The sequence below is a fragment of the Xanthomonas cissicola genome (assembly GCF_008801575.1).
Taxonomy (GTDB): domain Bacteria; phylum Pseudomonadota; class Gammaproteobacteria; order Xanthomonadales; family Xanthomonadaceae; genus Xanthomonas; species Xanthomonas cissicola.
In genome coordinates this window covers 1-23,260 of record NZ_VZPL01000011.1, presented here as the reverse complement: position 1 = coordinate 23,260, position 23,260 = coordinate 1, and the positions used below count along the sequence as shown (strand labels likewise).

At 61.1% G+C, this 23,260-nt stretch carries 20 protein-coding genes, 2 tRNA genes and 1 pseudogene; 4 read left to right on the top strand and 19 right to left on the bottom strand.

All coding sequences use genetic code 11. The features are described from left to right. Nucleotides 1-8: 8 nt before the first annotated feature. A complete protein-coding gene (locus F7R02_RS06920) occupies nucleotides 9-626 on the bottom strand; it encodes an RNA pyrophosphohydrolase (protein ID WP_078591240.1) in 618 nt (205 codons plus the stop codon). 118 nt (nucleotides 627-744) lie between these two features. Here F7R02_RS06920 and F7R02_RS06915 point away from each other — a divergent pair. Together F7R02_RS06915 and F7R02_RS06910 are read left to right on the top strand one after the other, a co-directional pair. Further along, nucleotides 745-821: transfer RNA gene (locus F7R02_RS06915), tRNA-Met, on the top strand. Between the two features lie 52 nt (nucleotides 822-873). After that, nucleotides 874-948: transfer RNA gene (locus F7R02_RS06910), tRNA-Gln, on the top strand. Between the two features lie 226 nt (nucleotides 949-1,174). Here F7R02_RS06910 and rpsI read toward each other — a convergent pair. Further along, on the bottom strand, nucleotides 1,175-1,567 hold the full coding sequence (gene rpsI, locus F7R02_RS06905; protein ID WP_003483085.1) for a 30S ribosomal protein S9: 393 nt from the start codon (nucleotides 1,565-1,567) through the stop codon (nucleotides 1,175-1,177). A gap of 2 nt (nucleotides 1,568-1,569) precedes the next feature. Then, nucleotides 1,570-1,998: a 50S ribosomal protein L13 gene (gene rplM, locus F7R02_RS06900; protein ID WP_003483082.1), complete on the bottom strand. Its 429-nt coding sequence runs from the start codon at nucleotides 1,996-1,998 to the stop codon at nucleotides 1,570-1,572. Between the two features lie 182 nt (nucleotides 1,999-2,180). Between rplM and coq7 the strand changes: the two genes are divergently transcribed. Next, entirely contained in the window at nucleotides 2,181-2,834 is a 654-nt protein-coding gene (gene coq7 / locus F7R02_RS06895; protein WP_003483072.1) for a 2-polyprenyl-3-methyl-6-methoxy-1,4-benzoquinone monooxygenase, read from the top strand. 317 nt (nucleotides 2,835-3,151) lie between these two features. Here coq7 and F7R02_RS06890 read toward each other — a convergent pair. Continuing rightward, nucleotides 3,152-3,465, bottom strand: a pseudogene (locus tag F7R02_RS06890) (DMT family transporter). A gap of 136 nt (nucleotides 3,466-3,601) precedes the next feature. Then, nucleotides 3,602-4,396, bottom strand: a complete 795-nt coding sequence (gene speD, locus F7R02_RS06885; protein ID WP_007967854.1) for an adenosylmethionine decarboxylase — start codon at nucleotides 4,394-4,396, stop codon at nucleotides 3,602-3,604. 137 nt (nucleotides 4,397-4,533) lie between these two features. On the opposite strand from speD, the gene crp reads away from it, so the two are divergent. Further along, the gene (crp, locus tag F7R02_RS06880; protein WP_005914205.1) at nucleotides 4,534-5,226 is read left to right on the top strand and encodes a cAMP-activated global transcriptional regulator CRP; all 693 of its coding nucleotides are present in this window, start codon (nucleotides 4,534-4,536) and stop codon (nucleotides 5,224-5,226) included. Nucleotides 5,227-5,547: 321 nt separating this feature from the next. Here crp and F7R02_RS06875 read toward each other — a convergent pair whose 3' ends face one another. From F7R02_RS06875 to yegS, 14 genes are all read right to left on the bottom strand, one after another. Continuing rightward, on the bottom strand, nucleotides 5,548-6,264 hold the full coding sequence (locus F7R02_RS06875; RefSeq protein ID WP_078586082.1) for a haloacid dehalogenase-like hydrolase: 717 nt from the start codon (nucleotides 6,262-6,264) through the stop codon (nucleotides 5,548-5,550). Further along, nucleotides 6,257-7,132 (bottom strand): indole-3-glycerol phosphate synthase TrpC, encoded by an 876-nt coding sequence (gene trpC, locus F7R02_RS06870; RefSeq protein ID WP_170912781.1) that lies wholly within the window; start codon nucleotides 7,130-7,132, stop codon nucleotides 6,257-6,259. The genes F7R02_RS06875 and trpC overlap by 8 nt, the downstream gene beginning before the upstream one ends. A 62-nt stretch (nucleotides 7,133-7,194) precedes the next feature. Beyond that, a complete protein-coding gene (gene trpD / locus F7R02_RS06865; RefSeq protein ID WP_005914206.1) occupies nucleotides 7,195-8,232 on the bottom strand; it encodes an anthranilate phosphoribosyltransferase in 1,038 nt (345 codons plus the stop codon). A 113-nt stretch (nucleotides 8,233-8,345) separates the two neighbouring features. Then, nucleotides 8,346-8,978 carry a flavin reductase family protein gene (locus F7R02_RS06860; protein ID WP_078591241.1) on the bottom strand — a complete coding sequence of 211 codons (633 nt, stop codon included), beginning with the start codon at nucleotides 8,976-8,978 and terminating at the stop codon, nucleotides 8,346-8,348. A 151-nt stretch (nucleotides 8,979-9,129) separates the two neighbouring features. Next, nucleotides 9,130-9,708: an anthranilate synthase component II gene (locus F7R02_RS06855; RefSeq protein ID WP_003483050.1), complete on the bottom strand. Its 579-nt coding sequence runs from the start codon at nucleotides 9,706-9,708 to the stop codon at nucleotides 9,130-9,132. 142 nt (nucleotides 9,709-9,850) lie between these two features. Further along, nucleotides 9,851-11,467 carry a type I restriction-modification system subunit M gene (locus F7R02_RS06850; protein ID WP_078591242.1) on the bottom strand — a complete coding sequence of 539 codons (1,617 nt, stop codon included), beginning with the start codon at nucleotides 11,465-11,467 and terminating at the stop codon, nucleotides 9,851-9,853. Further along, nucleotides 11,464-12,474: a virulence RhuM family protein gene (locus tag F7R02_RS06845; RefSeq protein WP_078591243.1), complete on the bottom strand. Its 1,011-nt coding sequence runs from the start codon at nucleotides 12,472-12,474 to the stop codon at nucleotides 11,464-11,466. The genes F7R02_RS06850 and F7R02_RS06845 overlap by 4 nt, the downstream gene beginning before the upstream one ends. Before the next feature lie 3 nt (nucleotides 12,475-12,477). Continuing rightward, nucleotides 12,478-13,638, bottom strand: coding sequence for an AAA family ATPase (locus F7R02_RS06840; RefSeq protein WP_078591244.1), 1,161 nt, complete (start codon nucleotides 13,636-13,638; stop codon nucleotides 12,478-12,480). Between the two features lies 1 nt (nucleotide 13,639). Then, nucleotides 13,640-14,899 (bottom strand): restriction endonuclease subunit S, encoded by a 1,260-nt coding sequence (locus F7R02_RS06835; RefSeq protein WP_078591245.1) that lies wholly within the window; start codon nucleotides 14,897-14,899, stop codon nucleotides 13,640-13,642. A 2-nt stretch (nucleotides 14,900-14,901) separates the two neighbouring features. Then, nucleotides 14,902-17,886 carry a type I restriction endonuclease subunit R gene (locus tag F7R02_RS06830; protein WP_078591246.1) on the bottom strand — a complete coding sequence of 995 codons (2,985 nt, stop codon included), beginning with the start codon at nucleotides 17,884-17,886 and terminating at the stop codon, nucleotides 14,902-14,904. A 62-nt stretch (nucleotides 17,887-17,948) separates the two neighbouring features. Then, entirely contained in the window at nucleotides 17,949-18,158 is a 210-nt protein-coding gene (locus F7R02_RS06825) for a hypothetical protein (protein WP_033483977.1), read from the bottom strand. A gap of 13 nt (nucleotides 18,159-18,171) precedes the next feature. Next, on the bottom strand, nucleotides 18,172-19,272 hold the full coding sequence (locus F7R02_RS06820) for a threonine aldolase family protein (protein ID WP_078591247.1): 1,101 nt from the start codon (nucleotides 19,270-19,272) through the stop codon (nucleotides 18,172-18,174). Next, a complete protein-coding gene (trpE, locus tag F7R02_RS06815; RefSeq protein ID WP_078591248.1) occupies nucleotides 19,272-20,747 on the bottom strand; it encodes an anthranilate synthase component I in 1,476 nt (491 codons plus the stop codon). The genes F7R02_RS06820 and trpE overlap by 1 nt, the downstream gene beginning before the upstream one ends. 544 nt (nucleotides 20,748-21,291) lie before the next feature. Continuing rightward, entirely contained in the window at nucleotides 21,292-22,221 is a 930-nt protein-coding gene (yegS, locus tag F7R02_RS06810; protein WP_005927961.1) for a lipid kinase YegS, read from the bottom strand. Nucleotides 22,222-23,260: the final 1,039 nt, after the last annotated feature.

The following is a 23,260-nucleotide window of genomic DNA, read 5'->3' as shown; positions in this document are numbered from 1 at the left end:
TCCATCCGTTAATCATTATTAATCCGCATCGCACGAGCCCCGTTGCGCTTGCGTGGCCGCTTGCGTGGGCTGTCGTGCCCTGCCGCGCTGCTGCCCGGCAACCACGCCTCCAGCGCACGCTCGGGCATCGCACCGACTGCCGCCGGACCGGCCAGGCTCTGCGCAAGCGGCGCCAGATGACGCAACGCGCGGGCATAGACGCCGCGCTTGAACATCACCACGTGCTCGACCGGATACCAGAAATTCACCCAGCGCCAGTGGTCGAACTCCGGGGTGTCGGTATGGTCGAGCTTGAGATGGGATTCGTCGCCGGTGAACTGCAGCAGGAACCAGACCTGCTTCTGCCCGATACACACCTGCCGCTCATTGCGGCGCACCGCCCGACTGGGCAGCCGATAGCGTAGCCAGCCAGGCGTGGCGCCGAGCAATTCCACATGCTCGGGCAACAACCCGGTTTCTTCGCGCAACTCGCGGTACATGGCTTCAACGGGCGTCTCATCGGTGTTCATGCCACCTTGCGGGAACTGCCAGCCGTCCCTGCGCACACGTCGCGCCCAGAACACCTGACCGTCCTGCCGCATCAGCACAATGCCGACGTTTGGCCGGAAACCGTCCGGATCGATCACGATGCGGACTCCTGAAAATCTACTGCCACCGACTCTGCCACGGCGACGCCCGGCTCACAAGCTGAAAACGAAATGCTTGACAACAGCACGGCGCATCGTGAGAATTGCCGGCTCCCTAGGCTATGTAGCTCAGCCGGTTAGAGCACAGCACTCATAATGCTGGGGTCGGTGGTTCGAGTCCACCCATAGCCACCAAGGTATTCACGCCCTCGCGGGCATGCAATAATCTTGGACCAACACGTTTTATTGCCCCGTCGCCAAGCGGTAAGGCACCTGACTCTGACTCAGGCATTCGGTGGTTCGAATCCATCCGGGGCAGCCAAACACAAAAGGTCCGATCGAAAGATCGGGCCTTTTTTGTTGCCCGGCGTCCGGTGGTAACGCGTCGCGCACCTGCGTTCATGCTGATCGCACTCAGTCTCCAGGGCCATCTTCGCCACGCGCTCGCACACGCCACTCACCACAATTCCAAAACGACAAGAGCCCGGCATGGCCGGGCTCTTGAAGCAGGCATCCCGGCGACCCGGGACGCGGCCAAACGCGATGGATCAGCGCTTGGAGAACTGGGTGGCGCGACGGGCCTTGTGCAGACCGACCTTCTTACGCTCGACTTCGCGAGCGTCGCGGGTCATGAAGCCAGCCTTGCGCAGCTCGGACTTCAGGGTTTCGTCGTACTCGACCAGCGCACGGGCAATGCCCAGACGGATCGCACCGGCCTGGCCGGTGGTGCCGCCGCCGGAGGCGGTGACCATGATGTCGAAGCTTTCGGTGTTCTTGGTCAGTTCCAGCGGCTGGCGCACGATCATGCGCGCAGTCTCACGACCAAAGAATTCGTCCAGCGGACGGTCGTTGACGGTGATGTTGCCGGTGCCCTTGCGCAGGAACACGCGAGCGGTGGAGGACTTGCGGCGGCCAGTGCCGTAGTTTTGCGTGATAGCCATGATTAGATATCCAGAACTTGCGGCTGCTGGGCGGCGTGCGGATGCTCGGCACCCGAATAGACCTTGAGCTTGCGGTACATGGTGCGGCCCAGTGGACCCTTCGGCAGCATGCCCTTAACGGCGATTTCGATCACGCGCTCCGGGTGGCGCTGCAGCGCCTGCTCCAGGCTCTCGGTCTTCAAGTTACCGATGTAGCCGGTGAAGCGGTGATACTTCTTGTCTTTCAGCTTGTTGCCCGTGACGACGATCTTCTCGGCGTTGATCACCACCAAGTAATCGCCAGTATCGACGTGAGGGGTGTAAACCGGCTTGTGCTTGCCGCGCAGGCGGCGGGCCAGTTCGGTGGACAGACGGCCGAGCGTCTTGCCGGCGGCGTCAACGAGATACCAGTCGCGCTGGACGGTCTCGGACTTGGCGGTGAACGTAGTCATGAGAAAACTCTTGAGTGGTCGGGCGGATTGCAGCGGCCGATGACCACTGGAACTTTGCCACGCGTTGTGAAGGCGAAACAGAAGAGGCGGGATTGTACGGGACGCTCGGCGGCGACGCAAGTTGCAGCGACACCTGCGCCATGGCGGTTGGCAGCACGGCGGAGCGGGGCCAGAATCGCCGTATGACCCAGATCTCCCCCACCCGCCTGCATAGCCCGCTCGACCGGCTGCTGGTCGAAGCCCAGCGCGCGCTGGACACCGTCTTCGGCAATCCGCCGGCCGAACGCCCCAATCCCGCTGCCGACACGCCCGACGTCGTCCTGGACCCGGAGCAGCGTCGCCATGCCGCCGGCCTGATGCGCATCAACCATGTTGGCGAGGTGTGCGCGCAAGGCCTGTATTTCGGCCAAGCCGCGGTCGCCCGCGACGCGCACACCCGGCACCACCTGCTGGAAGCTGCCCAGGAAGAGACAGACCACCTGGCTTGGTGCGCCGACCGCCTGCACGAGCTGGACAGCCGCCCCAGCCTGTTCAACCCCGTGTGGTACGCCGGCAGCTACGCGCTCGGCGCGCTGGCCGGGCTGCGCGGCGACGACTGGAGTCTGGGATTCGTGGTCGAGACCGAACGTCAGGTCGAAGCCCACCTGGATGAGCACCTGGAGACCCTGCCCCAGAGCGACCAACGCAGCCGCGCCATCCTGCGCGTGATGAAGATCGACGAGGCCCGCCACGCCGATCAGGCCGAGCAGGCCGGCGCCCGCCCGCTCCCGGCTCCGATCCCCAGCGCAATGGCCCTGGCCTCCAAGCTGATGAAGACGGTGGCCTACCGCCTCTAGTTGGGAATTGGGAATCGGGAATTGGGAATCGACGACCAGCGGCCGGCGGCCGGCGGCCGCCAGAATCTAGCCCGCACCCGAGTACACCCGACACGGCAATCAACTGCTTGCCGGCACGCCACTGAAGCACAGCCTCCTTGTTGAAGGGGCGCGCCAAAGGCGTGGGGATAGGCAGCCTCTGAGTCAGGGTTCCAATGTTTGCGCAGCAAACGTTGGGGCTGTGCACGCATTACGGGTGCGGCTACGGCCAAAGGCGTGGCGATAGGCAGCCTCCAAGTCGGAGCCCGGGATTTGAACAGCAAACGCTGGGGGACTGATTACCCGACCAGCTTCAGCCCGATCACCCCGGCCACGATCAGACCGATGCACGCCAATCGCGACCACGAGGCGCTATCGCCGAATAGCGCGATACCGGCAATAGTCACGCCCAAGGCACCGATGCCGGTCCAGATCGCATAGCCGGTGCCGACCGGAATGGTCTTCAGCGCCTGCGTCAGAAACCACAGGCTGATGCCGGCAAGCCGATTGTCAGCACGGTCGGCCACAGGCGAGTGAAACCGTCGCTGTATTTCAGTCCCATGGCAAAGCCGATCTCGAACAGGCCGGCCAGCAACAGATAGATCCAGGGCATTGCAGTACTCCTCACAGAAAAAATGGGCAAAAAAAAAGCGACCCAGTGTTTGCACACTGGGCCGCCGTCGGCTGTGGAACGCGAGGCCATCGCGTGGCGGGCCGTCCCGCCTTGTGGCGTTTTGATGCTCCTGCGCTTATTCGCTCAGGTTGCGTCCGTGAAACAGTTCTTCGATTTCGCGCTTGAGCAGCGTTTCGATCTTCATGCGCTCCTTGAACGAGAGGTTCTTGGCGCGCTCTTCGAACAGGTACTGATCCAGGTCGAAGTCCTTCAGGTGCATCTTCGTGTGGAAGATATTTTCCTGGTAGACGTTGACGTCGAACATCTCGTAGCGCGACTTCACGTTCTTGGCGAGAAATTGCTGAATCGAGTTGATCTTGTGATCGATGTAATGCTTCTTGCCCTTCACATCGCGCGTGAAGCCACGCACGCGGTAATCCATGATCACAATGTCCGATTCCAGACTCTCGATCAGGTAGTTGAGCGCCTTCAACGGCGAAATCACGCCGCAGGTCGCGACGTCGATGTCGGCGCGGAACGTGGCGATACCTTCCTGCGGATGCGTCTCCGGATATGTATGGACAGTGATATGACTCTTATCCATATGAGCAACCACGGCATCGGAGATCAATTCCTTGCCGGCCTGCTTCTTGTCGATCACCGGCTCTTCGGAGATCAGGATCGTCACCGATGCACCCTGCGGATCGTAGTCCTGACGTGCGATATTGAGGATGTTGGCGCCAATGATCTCGGCCACATCGGTCAGGATCTGCGTCAGACGATCGGCGTCGTATTGCTCATCGATATACTCGATGTAGCGCTGACGCTCCTCTTCGGTACGCGCATAACAGACGTCGTAGATGTTGAAGCTCAACGCCTTGGTGAGGTTGTTGAACCCCTGTAGCCTCAGACGAGGCAACGGCTTGACCACGTCGGTCTGTCCTTATGGAAAGCGGGAAAGGAGTCAATTATGAGCCAAAGATCCCAGCAACGAAATGCCGATGTTAAGAGTGGTTTACCTTGCATGACTCATGCCGTTAAGCTTCAGGAATCACACGCGGAACTACCATGAGCCCAGGAAATACGACGGTTGTCACTACGACGGTACGTAACGCTACCCCCTCCCTGGCGCTGGACGCGGGCACCATCGAGCGTTTCCTGGCGCACAGCCACCGAAGACGCTATCCGACCCGGACCGATGTGTTCCGGCCAGGAGACCCGGCCGGCACCCTCTACTACGTGATCAGCGGCTCGGTAAGCATCATCGCCGAGGAAGATGACGACCGTGAGTTGGTGCTGGGCTACTTCGGTAGCGGCGAATTCGTCGGTGAGATGGGGCTATTCATCGAATCCGACACCCGCGAGGTGATCCTGCGCACCCGCACCCAGTGCGAGTTGGCCGAGATCAGCTACGAGCGGCTGCAGCAGCTGTTCCAGACCAGCCTGTCGCCGGATGCGCCGAAGATTCTGTATGCGATCGGTGTTCAGCTTTCAAAACGGCTGCTCGATACCACAAGGAAAGCCAGCCGCCTGGCCTTCCTCGACGTGACCGACCGCATCGTGCGCACGCTGCACGACCTGGCCAAAGAGCCCGAAGCGATGAGCCATCCGCAGGGCACCCAGCTGCGTGTCTCGCGCCAGGAACTTGCACGCCTGGTGGGGTGCTCACGCGAAATGGCTGGCCGCGTGCTCAAGAAATTGCAGGCCGACGGCCTGCTGCACGCACGCGGCAAGACCGTCGTGCTGTACGGCACCCGCTGACGGCGCTGTGCCGCCAGTGCCTTGTGCACTGGCTGCATGCCGGGTTCGGCACCGGTCGATTCGATTGCGACGGTGCCGACATCGGCAGTTTCATGACCTCTGCAGCGGCACTTTTGCGCGATACCTCTTATAAGAGCGTCTTCGAGCCGTCGAACCGCACGATCTGCATCGCGACTGCGTCACGATCCTGAAGATTCGTTGCGCTACAGCTCGCATCGGTCTGCCCGTGCGATCCGCTGCACAGATGCGCCGTCGCAAGCTGGACCGCGCAATCGTGTCGCTCCGCGCGAAACGATCTAGCCGCCTGGATGTTTCGCTCCCCTACGGGGCTTTGCCGCCACGGTCGCGGCAACCCCAGTTGAGGATGGGCGTGCCTGTCGGCAACACCTGGCGGAACAGCGCTTCGCGATTGGCCTTGGGATTGACCACCACCGGCGCGCGCGCGGCCTTCAAGAGCGGCAGATCTGCGGTGCTGTCCGAATAGGCGATGGCGATATCGGCGTAGCCGCGCTCGCGCAGCATGCGCATCTTTTCTTCGTTATGGCAGTGACGTCGCGCGGTGACGGCGCCCAGGCGCGGGCCGACCAGGCTACCGATGACCGGCACGTCCTGGTGGGCCACAAAGCCGAGAATGGCGCGCGCCAACTCCGGCGGTGCGCCGGTGGCGACCACCACACGGTCGCCGGCAGCGCGGTGTTGGGTGAAGACCTGCAAGGCATGCGGAAGCAGGCGCTGGCGGATCTGCGCTTCATGCTTGAGCACGTATGCGTCGATGAAACGGTTGAACTCGCGCGCGCGGTGCAGGCCGAACGTGGCGATCCACACATAGCCGGACACGCCGCGCCGCCGGGTTGGCAGCATCGCCACCATCGGGCCGAGAATGGGCGAGGCCAACAGCGCAACCAGCAAGCGCAACGGGTTGCGCTTGATCAGCCAGGCAAACAGATGACTGCCGGAATCGCCGTCGTACAAGGTGTGGTCGAAGTCGAAGACTACCAGCGGTGCGTCCTCGCGCGGGACGGGATACGACTCAGTCATGCGCGAAGAATAGCTGACGCAGCGACTCGCCGGGTTCTGCCGCGCGCATGAAGGTCTCGCCGACCAGAAACGCGTTCACATCGTGACTGCGCATCCGTTGCACATCGGCCTGGGTGACGATGCCGCTCTCGGTGACCAGCACGCGATCGCGCGGCACCGCGGAGCGCATGTCCAACGTGGTCTGCAGCGTCACTTCGAAGGTGCGCAGGTTGCGGTTGTTGATGCCGATCAACGGCACCGGCACCTGCACCGCACGCTCGAGCTCGTCGATATCGTGCACTTCCACCAGCACGTCCAGGCCCAGCTGCATGGCAAGACCCGATAGATCGGCCAGTTGGGCGTCTTCCAGCGCGGAGACGATCAACAGGATGCAGTCGGCGCCGAGCACGCGGGCTTCGTAGACCTGATACGGGTCGACGGTGAAATCCTTGCGCAGCACCGGCAGCGTGCAGGCGTCGCGCGCCTGGCGCAGATAGGCATCGGATCCCTGGAAGAAATCCACATCGGTGAGCACGGACAGGCACGTCGCGCCACCGAATTCGTAGCTGACCGCGATATCGGCCGGCTGGAAGTCCGGCCGGATGACACCCTTGGACGGGCTGGCCTTCTTCACTTCGGCAATCACGGCCGGGTCGCCTGCGGCGATGCTGGCCTGCATGGCAGCTGCAAATCCGCGCGTGAGCGGCAGGTCGGCGCTGCGCGCAATCAACTCGGCCAGCGGCACGCGCGCACTGCGCTCGGCGACTTCGTCGGCCTTGCGGGCAAGAATGGTGTTGAGGATGTCGCTCATCGTATCGGGTCCTGGCGGGCGGGCATTATCGGTCAAGACGGCCGCACTGGAGCGCGGCTGCGCGCCAGCACGCAGCATGCCAGCGCGACTGTGAGGATGCCGGCGGGTAATGGCTGCTGCGTGGGGGTTGCCGGCATGGCTCAGGGCTGCACGGCGAGCTGGCGGGTGTAGGCCACATAGGCGTCCAGGCGCGCGCGCGCCGAGCCGTCGGCGATGACCGCGCGTGCCCGAAGTACGCCATCGGCAATGCTGTCGGCGACGCCGGCCACGTACAACGCAGCACCGGCGTTGAGCGCCACGATATCCAGCGCGGGGCCAGGCACGTTGTCCAATACCTGCAGCAACATCGCGCGCGATTGCGCAGCATCGGCCACCTTGAGGTTACGGCTGGCCGACATGGCGATGCCGAAATCTTCCGGGTGCACTTCGTATTCGCGTACCTGGCCGTCGCGCAGTTCGCCGACCAGGGTGCCGGCGCCAAGCGAGAGTTCATCCATGCCGTCGCGCCCCCACACCACCAGCGCGCGCTCGGCGCCAAGCTCCTGCAGCACACGCGCCTGGATGCCGACCAGATCCGGATGGAACACACCCATCAGGATGTTCGGCGAGCCTGCCGGGTTTGTCAGCGGGCCAAGAATGTTGAAGATGGTGCGCACACCCATTTCGCGTCGCACCGGCGCCACCACCTTCATGGCCGGGTGATGCACTGGCGCATACATAAAGCCGATGCCGGTGTGCGCCAACGCGCTGGCAACCTGCTCGGGCTGCAGCTCGATCACCGCGCCCAATGCTTCCAGTGCGTCGGCACTGCCGGATTTGGACGAGACGCTGCGATTGCCATGCTTGGCCACCTTGGCACCGCCGGCTGCGGCGACGAACATGGCGCAGGTGGAGATGTTGAAGGTATGCGAACCATCGCCGCCGGTGCCGACGATGTCGACCATGTGCTGGCGATCGGCCACGTCCACGCGGCGCGAGAACTCGCGCATCACCGTGGCGGCGCCGGCAATTTCGCCGATGGTTTCCTTCTTGACCCGTAGCCCGGTGAGGATGGCCGCGACCATCATGTCGGAGACCTCGCCGCGCATGATCTGCCGCATCAACTCGACCATTTCGTCGTGGAAGATTTCGCGGTGTTCGATGGTGCGTTGCAGGGCTTCTTGCGGAGTGATGGGCATGGGAACAACCGTGGCAGAACGTGATGGATGAAGACGCAGGCAGCTTGCAGCGCGCGATCAGCGCAGGAAGGCGCAAGCACCAAGCGGCGCGGCTGCCGTTGCAGCTGCGGCGATCATTGGCCCGGACGCGTCATGCGAAAACGCGCCTGCGCCTGCACTTCGTAGTAATCGGCCGGCCCGCCCGCGCGCAGAATCGTCTGCACCGCAGCCGGGTCGTAGATGCCCTCGTGCAGCGCCGACCTGGCCAGGTGCACGCCGACGACTTCGCCCAGCACCAACCAGGTCTCGATGGCGTGCCCGGCAGCGGTTTGCAGTGGCAACAGCTGGCTGAGCCGGCGTTCGAAACTGACCGGACTGGCAGCGACCCGTGGCGCACCGATCAGGCGCGATGGCGCCACCTGCAGGCCGGCCAGATCGAATTCATCGACTTCCGCCGGTACCATCGCCGCGCTGGCGTTCATTGCTTCCGCCAGTGGCCGGGTGGCCAGATTCCAGGTGAATTCGCCGGTGGCTTCGATGTTGCGCACGCTGTCCTTGCGACCGATGCTGGCAAAGCCGACGATCGGCGGAATGTAGTTGAATGCATTGAAAAAGCTGTACGGCGCCAGATTGGCAATGCCCTCGACGCTGCGCGAGCCGATCCAGCCGATGGGACGCGGGCCGACGATGGCATTGAACGGATCGTGCGGCAGCCCGTGACCCTGCCTCGGCTCGTAGAAGTGAATGCTGTCGTCGGGTGTGCTCATCGTGATCCGGATGCGATGGAAGGCGGTGCAGCGGTAACGTTACGTTGCGCGATACGGTGCGCACGTTGAGTGCCACTGCACTTCTGCGTTGGCGTTGTAGCGACGCAGCGCGATACGGTGGTCACGCCGAGGCGCAGACGACGCATCGCTATCAACGCTGCAAAAAGTTTTTCAGCAAGGCATGTCCGTGCTGGGTCAGGATCGATTCGGGATGGAACTGCACGCCTTCGACCGGAAACTGGCGATGGCGCAAGCCCATGACCTCTTCCATCGAACCATCCGGATTTTCGGTCCAGGCGGTGACCTCCAGTGCGTCCGGCAAAGTGGTCTTGTCCACCACCAGCGAGTGATAGCGCGTGGCCTCGTAGCTGTCCGGCAGACCGGCGAACACGCCCTTGCCCTGATGACGAATCGGCGAGGTCTTGCCGTGCATGATGTTGCCGGCGCGGATCACATCGCCACCGTAGACCTGGCCGATGCTTTGATGGCCCAGGCACACGCCCAGGATCGGTGTGGTCTGACCCAGCTGCTCGATCAATTGCAGCGAGATGCCTGCCTCGTTGGGCGTACACGGACCGGGCGAGATGACGATGCGCTCGGGCCTGAGCGCGGCGATCTGGTCGACGCTCATGGCGTCGTTGCGCACCACCGTGACCTCGGCGCCCAGCGCCTGCAGGTACTGCACGAGGTTGTAGGTGAAGCTGTCGTAGTTGTCTAACATCAAGAGCACGTTTCTTCACCCAATTGATTTCACGAGACACTTAAGGATTCAACATGCCGATCCAGCCCTGACTTCACGCCTCGGCACCGTCAACGAACGTGAGCCGACATTATCCGATGAGCCAGGATGTTTCGACAGTACGGCTACAATTTCACGGCAGGGGTTTGAGCCCCAACTCGATCAAGAAAGCATTGTGGCGCCTCTTCGCTTTTTCGAGCTCCGATTCGATCGCCTTCAAATCGACATGCACAGCTTCGAGATCGATCTCCTTGTCTGCTTTTGCAGTACTAACGTAACGAGATATGTTGAGGTTGTAGCCTTCTTCGGCGATCCTCTTCATCGAAATTCGCTTTGAATAGCGCTCCTGCTCATCGCGATTCTTGTATGTGTCAACAATCCGCTTGATGTGCTCAGCAGTAAGCTGATTTTGTCGCTTGCCTCTTGTGAATTGCTCGGACGCGTTGATGAACAGCACGTCGTCTGGCTTCTTGCACTTCTTAAGCACCAGAATGCACACTGGAATGCCGGTGGAGTAGAACAGGTTGGCCGGTAGGCCGATCACCGTATCGATGTGGCCGTCGTCCAGTAGCTTGCGGCGGATGTCGGCCTCTTTGCCACCGCGAAATAACACACCGTGCGGCAGGATGATCGCCATCACGCCGTCGTCCTTCAGATACTGCAAGCCATGAAGCAGGAAGGCGAAATCTGCTGCGCTCTTGGGAGCCACGCCGTAGTTCTTGAAGCGCGGGTCTTGCGCCATCGCCTCACCCGGCTCCCAGCGGTAGCTGAAAGGCGGATTGGCGACCACGGCGTCGAAACGGGGCTTCTTTGCCGGATTGGTTTCGCGCAGCCAGTCCCAGTCGTTCTTCAGCGTGTCACCGTGATAGATCTCGAACTCGGTGTCCTTTACCCCGTGCAACAGCATGTTCATGCGCGCAAGGTTATAGGTGGTGACGTTGTATTCCTGCCCGTAGATCTTACCGATGCTGCCGCCACTCTTCGCCATGCGATGGCGGATATTGAGCAGCAGCGAGCCTGAGCCGCAGGCGAAATCGAACACGCTGTCCAACTTGCCGCGCGGGCCGGTTTTCGGCTCCTGGCTGTCGAGGGTGACGATGGCGGACAGGATGTTGGAGATCTCTTGCGGCGTGTAGAACTCGCCAGCCTTCTTGCCGGAGCCGGCGGCGAACTGACCGATCAGGTACTCATAAGCATCGCCCAGCGAATCGGTCTTGGTAGACAGCGCCATGCCGCGCGCAATTTCGCTGATGATCGAACACAGCTTGGCATTGCGGTCGTCGTATTTTCTGCCAAGCTTGTCCGACGCCAGGCTGATCTCCGAGAACAAGCCCTGAAATTCGCTCTCGAACGAATCTTCCTCAATGTGTTTGAAGCCTTGCTGCAGGGTGTCGAGCAGATCGTGGCTTTGTGTCTTCGCCAGATTGACGATGTTGCCCCACAGGTACTTAGGCTTGATGACGTAATGCGCCTTGCGCCGCATCTGTTGCTCGAATGCGGCTATGTCGTCCGGATTGGCCGCGTACCAGACCGACAGCGGCGTCTTTTCGCTATTATCGAGGGCCTTCGCGTCGGGATAGTCCGAGCCAAGCTCCTTCTTTGCCGCCGCTTCGTAGTTATCCGACAGGTAGCGCAAAAACAGAAAGGACAACATGTAGTCGCGAAAGTCGTCGGCATTCATGCTTCCGCGCAACTGGTCGGCAATCGCCCACAAGGTTTTACCAAGTTCTTTTTGATCGTCTTTTGTCATGGTTTCAAGCGTCGTTTGATCTTGTTTTCGATTGCGGCAAGTTCGGCGGCGTCAACGGCATCGGCTGTCTGCGCTTCCTGCTGCTTGCGCTGTTCGTCGAAGGCGAAATAGCGTGCGTTGGTTTCCGTCTCCATCCGTGCGTGGCTGACGGAACCGGCATTGGCCAGCAAGGGGAAGTCGTTGGAACTGATGATCTGCCCCACGTTTTCCCTCCAGAAGCGCATGGGGATCTCCTGGCGATTTTTGGCGCGCAACTCTGCAGTTTCCAAGAAGATGGTCACCAGACGGTTGAGGGTGTCCATCTCGTCCTCACTGAGGTAGTTCTTGGCGATCAGAATGTCCTGCTTGCGCACGCGCCCACCACTCCAGGCACGCAGCCCGAAATGCGGGTCGTCGGGATTGGCGCGGGCCATGATGAGTTCGGCAGCGGTCTGCCCTGTCACCGCGTAAAGCAATTGGTTCTGCACAGTGGCGAAGAAGACCTGCGTGGCGCGGTCGGTCTTGTCGTAGTCCACGCTCAGGGCAAACAGTTCGCGTACTTTTTGATAGAAGCGCTTTTCCGAGGCGCGGATGTCGCGGATGCGGGCCAGCATCTCGTCGAAGTGATCCGGACGGCCATCCGGGTTCTTCAGGCGCTCATCGTCCATGACGAAGCCCTTGAACAGATATTCCTTGAGCGCGGTGCTGGCCCAACGGCGGAACTGTACCCCGCGCTTTGATCGCACGCGGTAACCGACCGCCAGGATGGCATCGAGGTTGTAGAGCGTGACCGGCCGGCGCACTTCGCGCGCGCCCTCCCGCTGAACCACCGAGGATTCCTCGGTAGTTCGTTCAGGCTCCAACTCGTTGTCTGAAAAGATATTTTTCAGGTGCAGGCTGATGGTGTCGGTGCTGACGTTGAACAGCTCCGCCATCTGCGCCTGCGTCAGCCAGACGGTCTGGCCTTCGGCGCGCAGTTGGATGCGGCTCTTGCCGTCTTCGCTGGTGTAGAGGATCAGCTCGCTCATGGATCACCTACCCCCCTGTTCCATGCGTGGGAACAGGGCAGGATTGAACGGATGGCCAGTGACGAACCGGCGAAAAACGGTACGGAAGTGCGCCTTGTTCTCTTCCATCATTTCCCGTGGTTCATAGATCGAGTAATCGCCGTGGCTCATAAGATCGATCATCCGGGTGAACAAGGTTCGATCGGGGTCGACGTCGGCGACCTTGATGCAGTTTTTCCAGTCCTCCAATCCCAAGAAATTGGCGGTCTGCTCCATCACCCGACGCAGCATGTTGAAATGATGGGTGTAGAGCTCTCCGGATGCCTGTACCTCATGCAACTCCACCAATGTCGAAAGATGGTGAAGGAATGGCTTGGACGTGGTATCCAGCAAGGCATAGCGGCCGGGCTCCACCCCATTCTTTAGGAAGTGCCGGAACGCCTTATTCTTGAGTTCGTTGCACAGCACATTGAAGAACAAAACATGATGCGTCGAGACAACGACACGCGGGCCATTCTCCACGCTCGTCAGAAGCTGGGCGAGATGGTTGGCAACGGAGATGGCGTTGTGTTCGTCGAGCGATGAGATCGGATCATCGATGTAGACGTACTTCACCCAACGGTAAGCCTCAATCTCGGGGTCCATCGCCAGCTCGACGATGGCCAGAAAGAAGCACCAGATGAAGATGTTTTCCTCACCGCGAGACGCCTTGATCGGCCGAGGATCGCCATCCTCCTCGCGCTCGCGAAAGAAGGTTACGGCAGGAGGAAGCAGCATGCCGGGTTCGCTGGAAGACTCCGTCGATTGGCGACGTTCGTAATCGATATAGAAGTTGAGATCGGTATAGCGTGCCAGCAGCCGCCCGATCTTCACTTCCATCTCCAGTTCGCTCAAGCCGGCGAAGAACTTAGAATCCGCATTGAGTTCCAGAACGCGCTTTCTCTCGAACGCTATATCGTTGTCCCAGGTGAACAGATCTTCGGTGTAGGCGTTGAAATAGAGCGTATCGCGCTGCGTGGTTTGCCCGTCAGCGTCCACCACACGCCCCAGATCGCGGAAGGCACCAGACAGGCGTGTCTTTCCGACACCGTTGTAAGCGTAGAGCAATACGAATTTCTTGCGTTCCAACTCGTCGCGTAGATGCTGGGCCAGGGCCGGAAGATCGGGAAGCGCCACATCGGCCATTTCAGCCCGCCCTCTGCGCAGGGAAAAGTTGCTGCATCAGGCCCTGCTTGTGGGTCTTGAGGACGGTGAGTTGGGCGGATTCTGCGGTTATCGCGGTGTCCACAGAGAACAGACAATCAGCTATGCGTTGTTGCTCAACCTGCTGCGGGAGACGTGCACCGTAAGCAGCTAATGCCTCCCTGTTGATCTTGGGGATCTTTCCACGCTCGGAATGCTTCGTTGCGTACTCTACGAACGAGGCGGAACGGAGTAAGTAGACTAGAAATTGACGTGTGATATCACTGCTTGATGGCCGTATCGGATAGATGTCCGCACTACAGATGCCGTTGAAATCCGGCACTGCGACTTTATTTAAAATGGGACGAATCTTCGAGTAGAGGACATCCTTCTCATCAAAAAGATATTTGCCACTCGTTACACCATCTTCACGGGCGGATTTTAGGCCAACCAGGCTACCGGTCTCCGATTCAATATTTTCACCGCCGACGTGTGGAAAGTCGCAATATGGCGCTTCTGTCGGATCAACCTGCCCGGAGGCAACTTCAATCACTTGGCAAAGAGGCCTTTCCGCCCACTCCGGCGCATCGCGAAATTCGGGAAAACGGAGGCGGGGAAGAGCTTCGCCTTCGAGGGGGAAGAGTTGCTGCATCAGGCCGCGTTTATGGACTTTCAACGCCTCCACCTTCCGCCCCTGCGCGGCGATCACTTCCTCCAGCGACGTCAGGCAGTCGGCGATTTTTTGTTGCTCCTCGCGCGACGGCGATGGAACAGGCATACGCATAAAAGCGCCGGCCGTAATACTCATGCGATCGTGTCTGGCACCAGTACTTGCCGCACTCCGCAGATATGAATGCCAGCCAGGCGATTTAAAATAATGCTCGTAGAAATCCGTTTTTTCTTCAGAAAAGCAAAAAACAGTATAGAGAGGCGACATCACGCCTTCTCCAAGATTGTTCCGCGAGATCGGACCAACAGGAGCAATGGCTGACGTTCGCGGATTGTAAACGTAGTCGCCCTTACTGACGACGTAATAGCCATCGACCTTTCCGGCCGTCGCGATGTCTTTGTCGAAATAGTCTCTCTGATCTAGGACACCGAACTCTGCCGAATTCGTAAGAACGCGTGTCAATTGACCGTCGCTATTCTTGGTGAAAATACGTTCAGCTATTTCCTCAAGCGGCACTATCGGCCACGAAGCCATCTTTCGAAACTCCGGGAAGCGCAATCTCGGCAGCGTCGTCGTCACTCCTTGCTCTGCCATATTCACTCCTCGTACGCCTTCAACCCGGCGATTTCACGCCCACCGGCACGTTTGTGCAGCAGTGGCAGCAGATCACGCATCAATGCCAGCTCTGCCTGGGTGCGTGCCTTCCAGCCCAGGTCCAGGGGGGCCAGCAGTTCGGTGAGACGTTCGCCGTCGAAGATGCGACGGGCCAGGATTGCGTCGACGAATGCCTGCAGGTCGGCAACCGGCAAGCCGTGCCTGCCGGAGAGCGCGGCCATTTCCTGCGCGGCTTTTTCTGCCTTGAACGCCTCATAGCCGGCGCGGATGGCCTCCTCGCTCAGTCCTTCGCCAGCTCTGAGCCCGCGCACGTACGCGCTGATGTCTTCACGCTCGTCGATGAACTTGGCATCGCTGGCAATCAGGCCGATCAACTGCTCGCGACTCATGCTGGCCTTGCCTGGCGCCTTGCCCGAGTAATCGGCGATCAACTTCATGATGTAGTCGTAATCGATAGTGCTGGAAGCGAATAGCACGAACTCGAAATCGAGCTGCTCGACGTCGTTGCGTGTTACATCATCCAGCCCGCCGGCTTTCTTCTGGTCGGCGCGCAGTTCCTCGGCTTTCTGCAGGTACTGGCCGCGAAAGCTGCGCAGTTCGTCCTTGGGCAGGATGGCCTCGACCTGCGCCTGTTGCTCGGCGGTCAGATCGGTGTACTGGTCCAGCTGGGTCTGCAGCTTCTGCACGTCCTTGAAGTACTTGATGAAGGCGACCTTGGCTGCCGTGCCCTTGAGGTTGGCGATGTCTTCGGGTTTGCCGCCCAGCCCTTGCGAGGCGAGAAAACTGTCGAGGCTGGCGCGCGCTTCCTTCAGCTTGTCGATGACCACCGGTGCGGTATCCACCAGCCAGATTTCGCGGGCCTTGTCCGCCTTCACACCGGAAAACAGCGCAATGGCGGCATCCACTTCTTTCTGCTGGCCGCGAAAGTCGAGGATGTTGCCATACGGTTTCGTGTCGTTGAGCACGCGATTGGTGCGACTGAACGCCTGGATCAGGCCGTGGTATTTGAGGTTCTTGTCCACGTACAGGGTATTGAGGTACTTGCTGTCAAAGCCCGTGAGCAGCATGTCCACCACGATCACGATGTCCAGCTTCTCGCGACCCTTGCCCGGCAGGTCGGCATTGGGGAACTCCTGATCCTTGATGCGCTGCTGCACGTCCTGGTAGTAGGCGTCGAATTCCTCGATGCGATGGTTGGTGCCGAAGCGCGTGTTGTAGTCGCCGATGATCGCCTTGAGTGCGGCCTTCTTGGCGTCCGGATCCTTCCTGTTGTCTTCCTGCTCTTGCGGCAGGTCTTCCTGCAACTGGCGCACATCGGCGCTGACGTCGCTGGGCGGCGAGAACACCGCAGCAATGTTGAGAGGCACGTAGCCGGACTCGGCTTGTTGCTTTTCGGCCTGCGCGGTCTTGAATAGCCCGAAGTACTCGATGGCGTCGTTGATGGACGCGGTGGCGAGGATGGCGTTGAAGCGCCGCCCGCCGGTGGCGGCGTCGTGCTTACTGAGGATGGCATCGACCACCGCGCGCTTGGCCAGCGTTTCGCCGGGCTTTGGCGCACCTTTTCCATCGGGCTTGTAGTAGTCCACATGGAACCGCAGGACGTTCCTGTCCTCAATGGCGTGGGTGATGGTGTATTCGTGCAGTGATTGCTGAAACAGGTCTTCGGTGGTCTTCAGCGTCTGTTCGTCGCCTTCGATACGCTTGTAGCTGGCATTGTCCTCGAAGATCGGCGTACCGGTGAAGCCGAATAGCTGGGCATTGGCAAAGAATTCCTTGATGGCTTGGTGGTTCTCGCCAAACTGGGATCGGTGGCATTCATCGAAGATGAACACAATACGTTGACCGCGCAAGGGCTCTAGCCGCTGCCGGTAGTCGGCACGGGCCGGATCCAATGCGCGGCCCAGCTTCTGGATGGTGGTGACGATGACCTTGTCTGCCGCCTCGTCGGAGACCAGGCGGCGCACCATTGATTCGGTATTGGTATTTTCCTCGACGCAGCCTTCCTGGAAGCGGCTGAACTCCTCGCGAGTCTGGCGATCCAGGTCCTTGCGATCCACCACGAACAGGCATTTCTCGATGGCGGGGTTGGCCTTGAGCAGCGTCGATGCCTTGAAGCTGGTGAGCGTCTTGCCACTGCCGGTGGTGTGCCAGATGTAGCCGTTGCCGAGGTTCCTGTCGATGCACTCGACAATGTTCTTCACCGCGTAAATCTGGTACGGCCGCATCATCAATAGCTTCTGCTCGCTGGCCACCAACACCATGTAGCGGCTGATCATCTGCCCCAGCGTGCATTTGGGCAGGAAGGCGTCAGCAAAGGCATTCAGGCCGCTGATCTTGCCATTGTCCGGCGCAGCGTATTGGTAGATGGGCAGAAAGCGCTCATCCGCATTGAAGGCGAAATGGCGCGCATTGTTATTGGCAAAATAGTAGGTCGCGTCACGATTGCTCACGATGAACAGCTGGATGAAGCACAGCAGTGTGCGCGTGTAACCGTTGCCGACATCGTGCTTGTACTCGACGATCTGCTCGATGGCCCTGCGAGGGTTGATACCTAGCGTTTTCAGCTCGATCTGCACCGCCGGCACGCCATTGATGAGCAAGATGACGTCGTAACGATGGTGGCTGTCGTCGGTATTGATGCGCAGCTGGCTGGCAACCTCGAAGGTGTTCTTGCACCAGTCGTTGATGTTGACCAAGGTGTAGTTGAGCGGCGTGCCGTCGTCGCGCGTAAAGGCGCTACGGTGGCGCAAGGTGTGCGCGGCTTTGAATACGTCCGCGGTAACGACATCTTCCAGCAGGCGCTGAAACTCAGCGTTGGTCAAGGCGACCCGGTTCAGCTCTTCGAAATGCTTGCGGAAATTGGCTTCGAGCGCAGCCCGGCTGCGAATGTCAGATCGCAGCGTGTACTTGAGTCCACCAAGCTTTTCGATAAGCTCCTGCTCGATGGTGCTCTCCCTGACGCGCATATGAAACCTCAATCTCGGATGGTTGCCGCACTATCAGTACGCTCGGCAAGTGATGAACAATTTTACCGGATGCGTTGCCTGAGGAGGCTGCTGCCGAATCCTATGAACCGAGCGATCACTGATGGATTAAGGCTTGCCGTTGGCAGCTGCACGATCTTCATAATGCGATCGACTTGAAAACGGCTGCCCTTCACCATCAAATGCGGTTGCGATGGCAAGGTATTGATCGGCGCTGCGACCACCGGCGGCAGCACTAGGGAAACGACGAGCATCCAGGCAGTGAATCTATTCACTCGTAGTCCTTGATGTATACTGATGACCCTCCGCCTCAGGGTCGTGCGTAAGGGCCGCAACATCCGCACACAGCCGATCGACCGACGCGGCTGTGGTCGCCCACGAGGTCACGAAGCGGATTACCTGACTGCCATCGGTGCGCACTTCCCAGCGCTCGAAGTCGTAGCGTTGCACGAGCTGCGCAGCGTGTTGCGCGCTGACGGCGATGAACTGCTGGTTGGTCGGCGAGTCGCTGGTGAAGTGCGCGCCGGCCGCAAGCAGGCCGGCGCGCAAGCGTTGCGCCATGGCATTGGCATGCGCGGCCAGTTCGAAGAACAGACTGTCTTCGAACAACTCCGCAAATTGCGCACCAACCACCATGCCCTTGGCCAGTAGCGCGCCGCGCTGCTTGATCAGATAACGCAAATCCGCCTGCAGGGCGGGATTGACGATGACCAGCGCTTCGCCGAGCAGCGCACCATTCTTGGTGCCACCGATATAGAACGCGTCGGTCAGCGTGGCAATGGCCGGCAGATCCAGATCGTTGCCGTCGGCGGTCAGCGCCGCACCCAGACGCGCGCCATCCAGGTACAGCAGCAAATCGTTCGCGCGACAAAACCGCGACAACGCATCGAGTTCGGCGCGCGTATAGATGGTGCCGCTTTCGGTGCTGTTGGAAATGTAGACCAGACGGGGCTGCACCATGTGTTCGTTGCTGTGCACAGCCAGCACCGGCTGAATCAGCGCAGGCGTCAGCTTGTCGTGCAGCGCCGGCACGGTGAGCACCTTGTGGCCGGTCGCTTCGATGGCGCCGGTCTCGTGCGTAGCGATATGCGCCGCGTCCACCGCGATGACTGCCTGATGCGGGCGCAAGAACGCGCTGATAGCAATCAGATTGGTCTGCGTGCCGCCGACCAGCAGATGCACGTCGGCCTGCGGCTGCGCGACTGCATTGCGGATCAACGCAACCGCACGCGCTGTGTGCCGATCGGTGCCATAGCCGGCATGCTGCCCGGCGCTGGCCTGCGCCAACGCCTGCAACAGCCGCGGATGCGCGCCTTCGCTGTAGTCGTTGCGAAAGCTGATGCGCATAGCGCTACCCTGCCCGTCCATCACAGGCCTTTCGCCGCCTGGGCAACTGCGCGAAACAGCGCACGCCCCTTGTTCATGGTTTCCTGCCACTCCAGGTCGGGGTCGGAGTCGTAGACCACGCCGCCGCCGGCCTGCACATACAGGTAACCGTCCTGGATGACGGCGGTGCGGATGGCGATGGCGGTATCGGCATCGCCATGCCAGCCGATATAGCCGACCGCGCCGGAATACACGTTGCGTTTGACCGGCTCCAGCTCGCGGATGATTTCCAGCGCGCGGATCTTCGGCGCGCCGCTGACAGTGCCGGCCGGGAAGGTGGCGCGCAGCACGTCGCTATAATTCAGGCAGGCTTTCAGGGTGCCGGTCACCTCGCTGACGATGTGCATGACATGGCTATAGCGTTCGATCACGAACTGCTCGCCGACCTTGACCGTGCCCGGTTCGGCCACGCGGCCGACATCGTTGCGACCCAGATCGATCAGCATCACGTGCTCGGCGCGTTCCTTCGGGTCGGCCAGCAGTTCGGCTTCCAGTGCCTTGTCCAGTTCGGGCGTGGCGCCGCGCGGGCGGGTGCCGGCGATCGGGCGCACAGTGACCACGCCATCGCGCAGGCGCGCCAGAATTTCTGGCGACGAACCAACCACCTGGGTACCGCCGACATCGAGAAAATACATGTACGGCGACGGATTCAGTGCACGCAACGCGCGATACACATCCACCGGGCGCGCGCGGAACGGCACGCGCAAGCGTTGCGATGGCACTACCTGGAAGATATCGCCGGCACGCACGTATTCCTGCGCCTTGCGCACCACGGCGTGATATTCCTCGCGGGTAAACGAAGAATGGAAGTCCGCTTCGTCGATCGCATCGGAAATCTGCGCCTGCGGGTAACCGGCGCCGCCCTGACGCAGGCGATGCGCCAGCTCGTCCAGGCGCCGATTGGCGCGCACATAGGCCTGCGGCTGCCGCGGGTCGGCATGCACGATCAGGTACAGACGGCCCTTGAGATTGTCGAACACCGCCAGCTCTTCGGAGAGCATCAGCAGGATGTCCGGCGTGCCGAGTTCGTCGGGCTTGTCGCCACTCCCCAGGCGCGGCTCGATGTATTGGATGCACTCGAAACCGAACCAGCCGACCAGCCCGCCGGTGAAGCCGGGCAGCCCATCCAGCTGCGGCACCGAATGTTCGGCCCGCAACGCATCGACTTCGGCCAGCGGGTCGGCGACCTCCCGGGTCTCGACGACTTCGCCGTGTTCGCTGACCTCCAGCGTGTGGCCCCGAAAGCTGTACACGCGCCGCGCCGGCAGGCCGATGATGGAGTAGCGCCCGAAGCGCTCCCCGCCTTCGACCGATTCGAACAGATAGGTATAGGCGCCGTCGGCGAGCTTCAGGTAGACCGAGAGCGGCGTGTCCAGGTCGGACAACACTTCGCGGACAACGGGAATACGGGTGTGACCTTCAGCGGCCTGGCGCTGGAACTGCTCTGCAGTGATCAAGACGACTTTCCTTCCGGGACTCTGTGGCGGGGCGGACGACGGCAACGGGCCACCATCGCCACCAGCGGCGAGCGGAAGAGAAGGAGCGTGGAGTCGTCAGGCGGGACACGCGGCTACTGTAGCGCAACTGCTGGCCCAGGGCAGCAGGCGCGGGCGAACGCCGTTCAACAACGGCGAAGGTGGGCTGGTGTTGCTGGAGTGTTTTTCGGGATGGCGGTCAGCTGAGGCCACGCAGGCGAGCGGGTTGATGTCGTCAGGCCGGTGGGCGCCGGATCTCAGTGCGCACGCTTTAGAGTCCGCGCGGCGCGCTCCGTGCAGACGCTTGCGGCGCCTGCTTTCCGGAGCAAGGTGGCTGATGGCGGCAGGCGAGCCGGCGCAGGAACCCTCACCTCACCCCCGCTCCGCGCCAGCAGCGCGGGCGCTCCAGGGCACGCGCCAATAGCGCGCAAGCAGTGCCTTATCGTCGTGGACATAAAGGAGCGTAAAGCGAGGCGATTGCCTTGCTCACCCGAAATGCCTGCCACGCTTTTCCGATTCCCGATTCTCACCCACCAAGCAAAGGGCACTCACCCGGCAAATGCATCCGCAGCCGCGCCGGGACGCATTCGATGCGGAAGTGCCGGGAGGTTTCCGGTTCGCCGTCCAGGTTCAAGGTCAGCGGTTGCTGGGAGACGATGTCCAGCCACGGCACGCGCGCGCGCACGGCCACCCGTTCGAGCGCGGCCTGTTTGCCGCCGGTGACCAGGGTGCCGAGCGTGGCGGCCACTTCGCCGTCAAGGTCGGGGACGATGGTGACATCCAGCAGGCCGTCGTCGATCAATGCCTCCGGGCACAGCGCCTGGCCGCCACCGGCCTGGCGCCCGTTCCCCAGCCCGAGCGCGATGAATTCGCCTTCCCAGCTGAACTCCGGGCCGCTGAAGCGGGCGCTGATCGGGTCGATGCGGCCCAGCCGCGACATGCCGGTGATGAGATAGGCCAGACCGCCGAGCATCTTCTTCAGGCCTTCGTCGGTTTCCACGGTGACCTGGGTGCCGAAGCCGCCGCTGGCCACATTGGCGCACCAGTGCGGGCCGTGGTCGGCGTCGATCCGCAGCAAGTCGACCGGCTGCGCGACGCGCTCGGCGATCAAGGTCAACGCCTCCAGCGGGGCGATCGGCAGAGTGGCGGCGGTGGCGAAGTCGTTGGCGGTGCCCAGCGGCACCAGGCCCAGCGACGGCAGCGTGGCCGCATCGCCCTCGTGGTGCGCCAGGGCAGCCGCCACTTCGCTCAGAGTGCCGTCGCCACCGGCGGCCACCACCGTATGCACGCCATCGGCCACTGCCTCGCCCACGTAGCGCTCGGCATCGCCGTCTTCCCAGGTGACCCGCACATCGAGCTGGATGCCGCGCTTGCGCAGCGTTCCCACTGCCTCACGCAGGTCCAGATTATCGGTGGACTTGCCGTTGAGGATCAGACGCCAGTGGGACGGGGCCATGCGCGCTGCCGATGCTGTGAAGGTAATGGCCGCAGGCTAGCAGCGGGCCAATGGGCAGATCGTGAATAGGCGCCGCCGGCACACTGTCATTGCGGTGTCATCGATAACCCGGAGAGTGGAAGGCCATAGCAGGGACGACGGGCGGAGACAGGATCAGCCTCCATTAAATTAAGGTAAACAGCTGTTTTTAATAGTTTTTATGAAAAACAGCTGTTTCAAATACCCCCAGATATACCCCTAAAGTCACTGCTACGGCTGCGTGGCAGGGGGATCTGCCATCACGTAGGCTCGGGAATTGATCGGAGTTCGATCGAGCGGCTGAGGGGTGGTATCGAGGCATGGCGGCCCAGAGCCTCCCCCATCCGCAGCTTACGCGCCGGCCGCCTCTATACGATCTGCGCGCGCAATCGTCGCCCCGCCACGCCTGCGCACTTCATAGATAGCTTTTTCCGCATGCCTGCGTGTCGCAGCAAAGCAAATCCGACAAGGCCAAGATCAGTCACCAGGGGCCGCTGCCTTCCCTGCAGATCCCTGCACCAAGACCGGCCCCAAATGCCGCTACACAGACCGGATGCCAGCTCTAGGCGTAGCCATTTGCTGTGTTGTACCGCCGCCATGTCCAATGCCGTCCATGAGAAGACGCTCCCCAATCAGAAGTGTTTAGGAATCGCTATGGCTTGGCCTAACGTATCACCTGCTGGGTAACGCGCCCACTTGCGGAACAGGCCGCCGATGACTTAGATACCTCTGCACGCCCGTAGTTTCGAGGCACCAGCGCGGCCCTTGTCAGCAAATCTTTCTCAGGCTCACCTTTCCTCCGAGTAACACATGTAACCTGCGTAACAACCCAGGTACGTCCCTTATAGCTCAAAGCCTTCGGAGCGGCATCGCAGTTAGGAAAGCCGGTAACTGCTTAGACTCAACTTCCAAGCGCAACACCCTCTCAGCAAGTAGGGTGTATGCATGTCAAAGAGCTACGTTCACCTCAGCGCAGAAGAACGCGCAGTTCTCCAGATTGAAACGCGACGAGGCCAGAGCT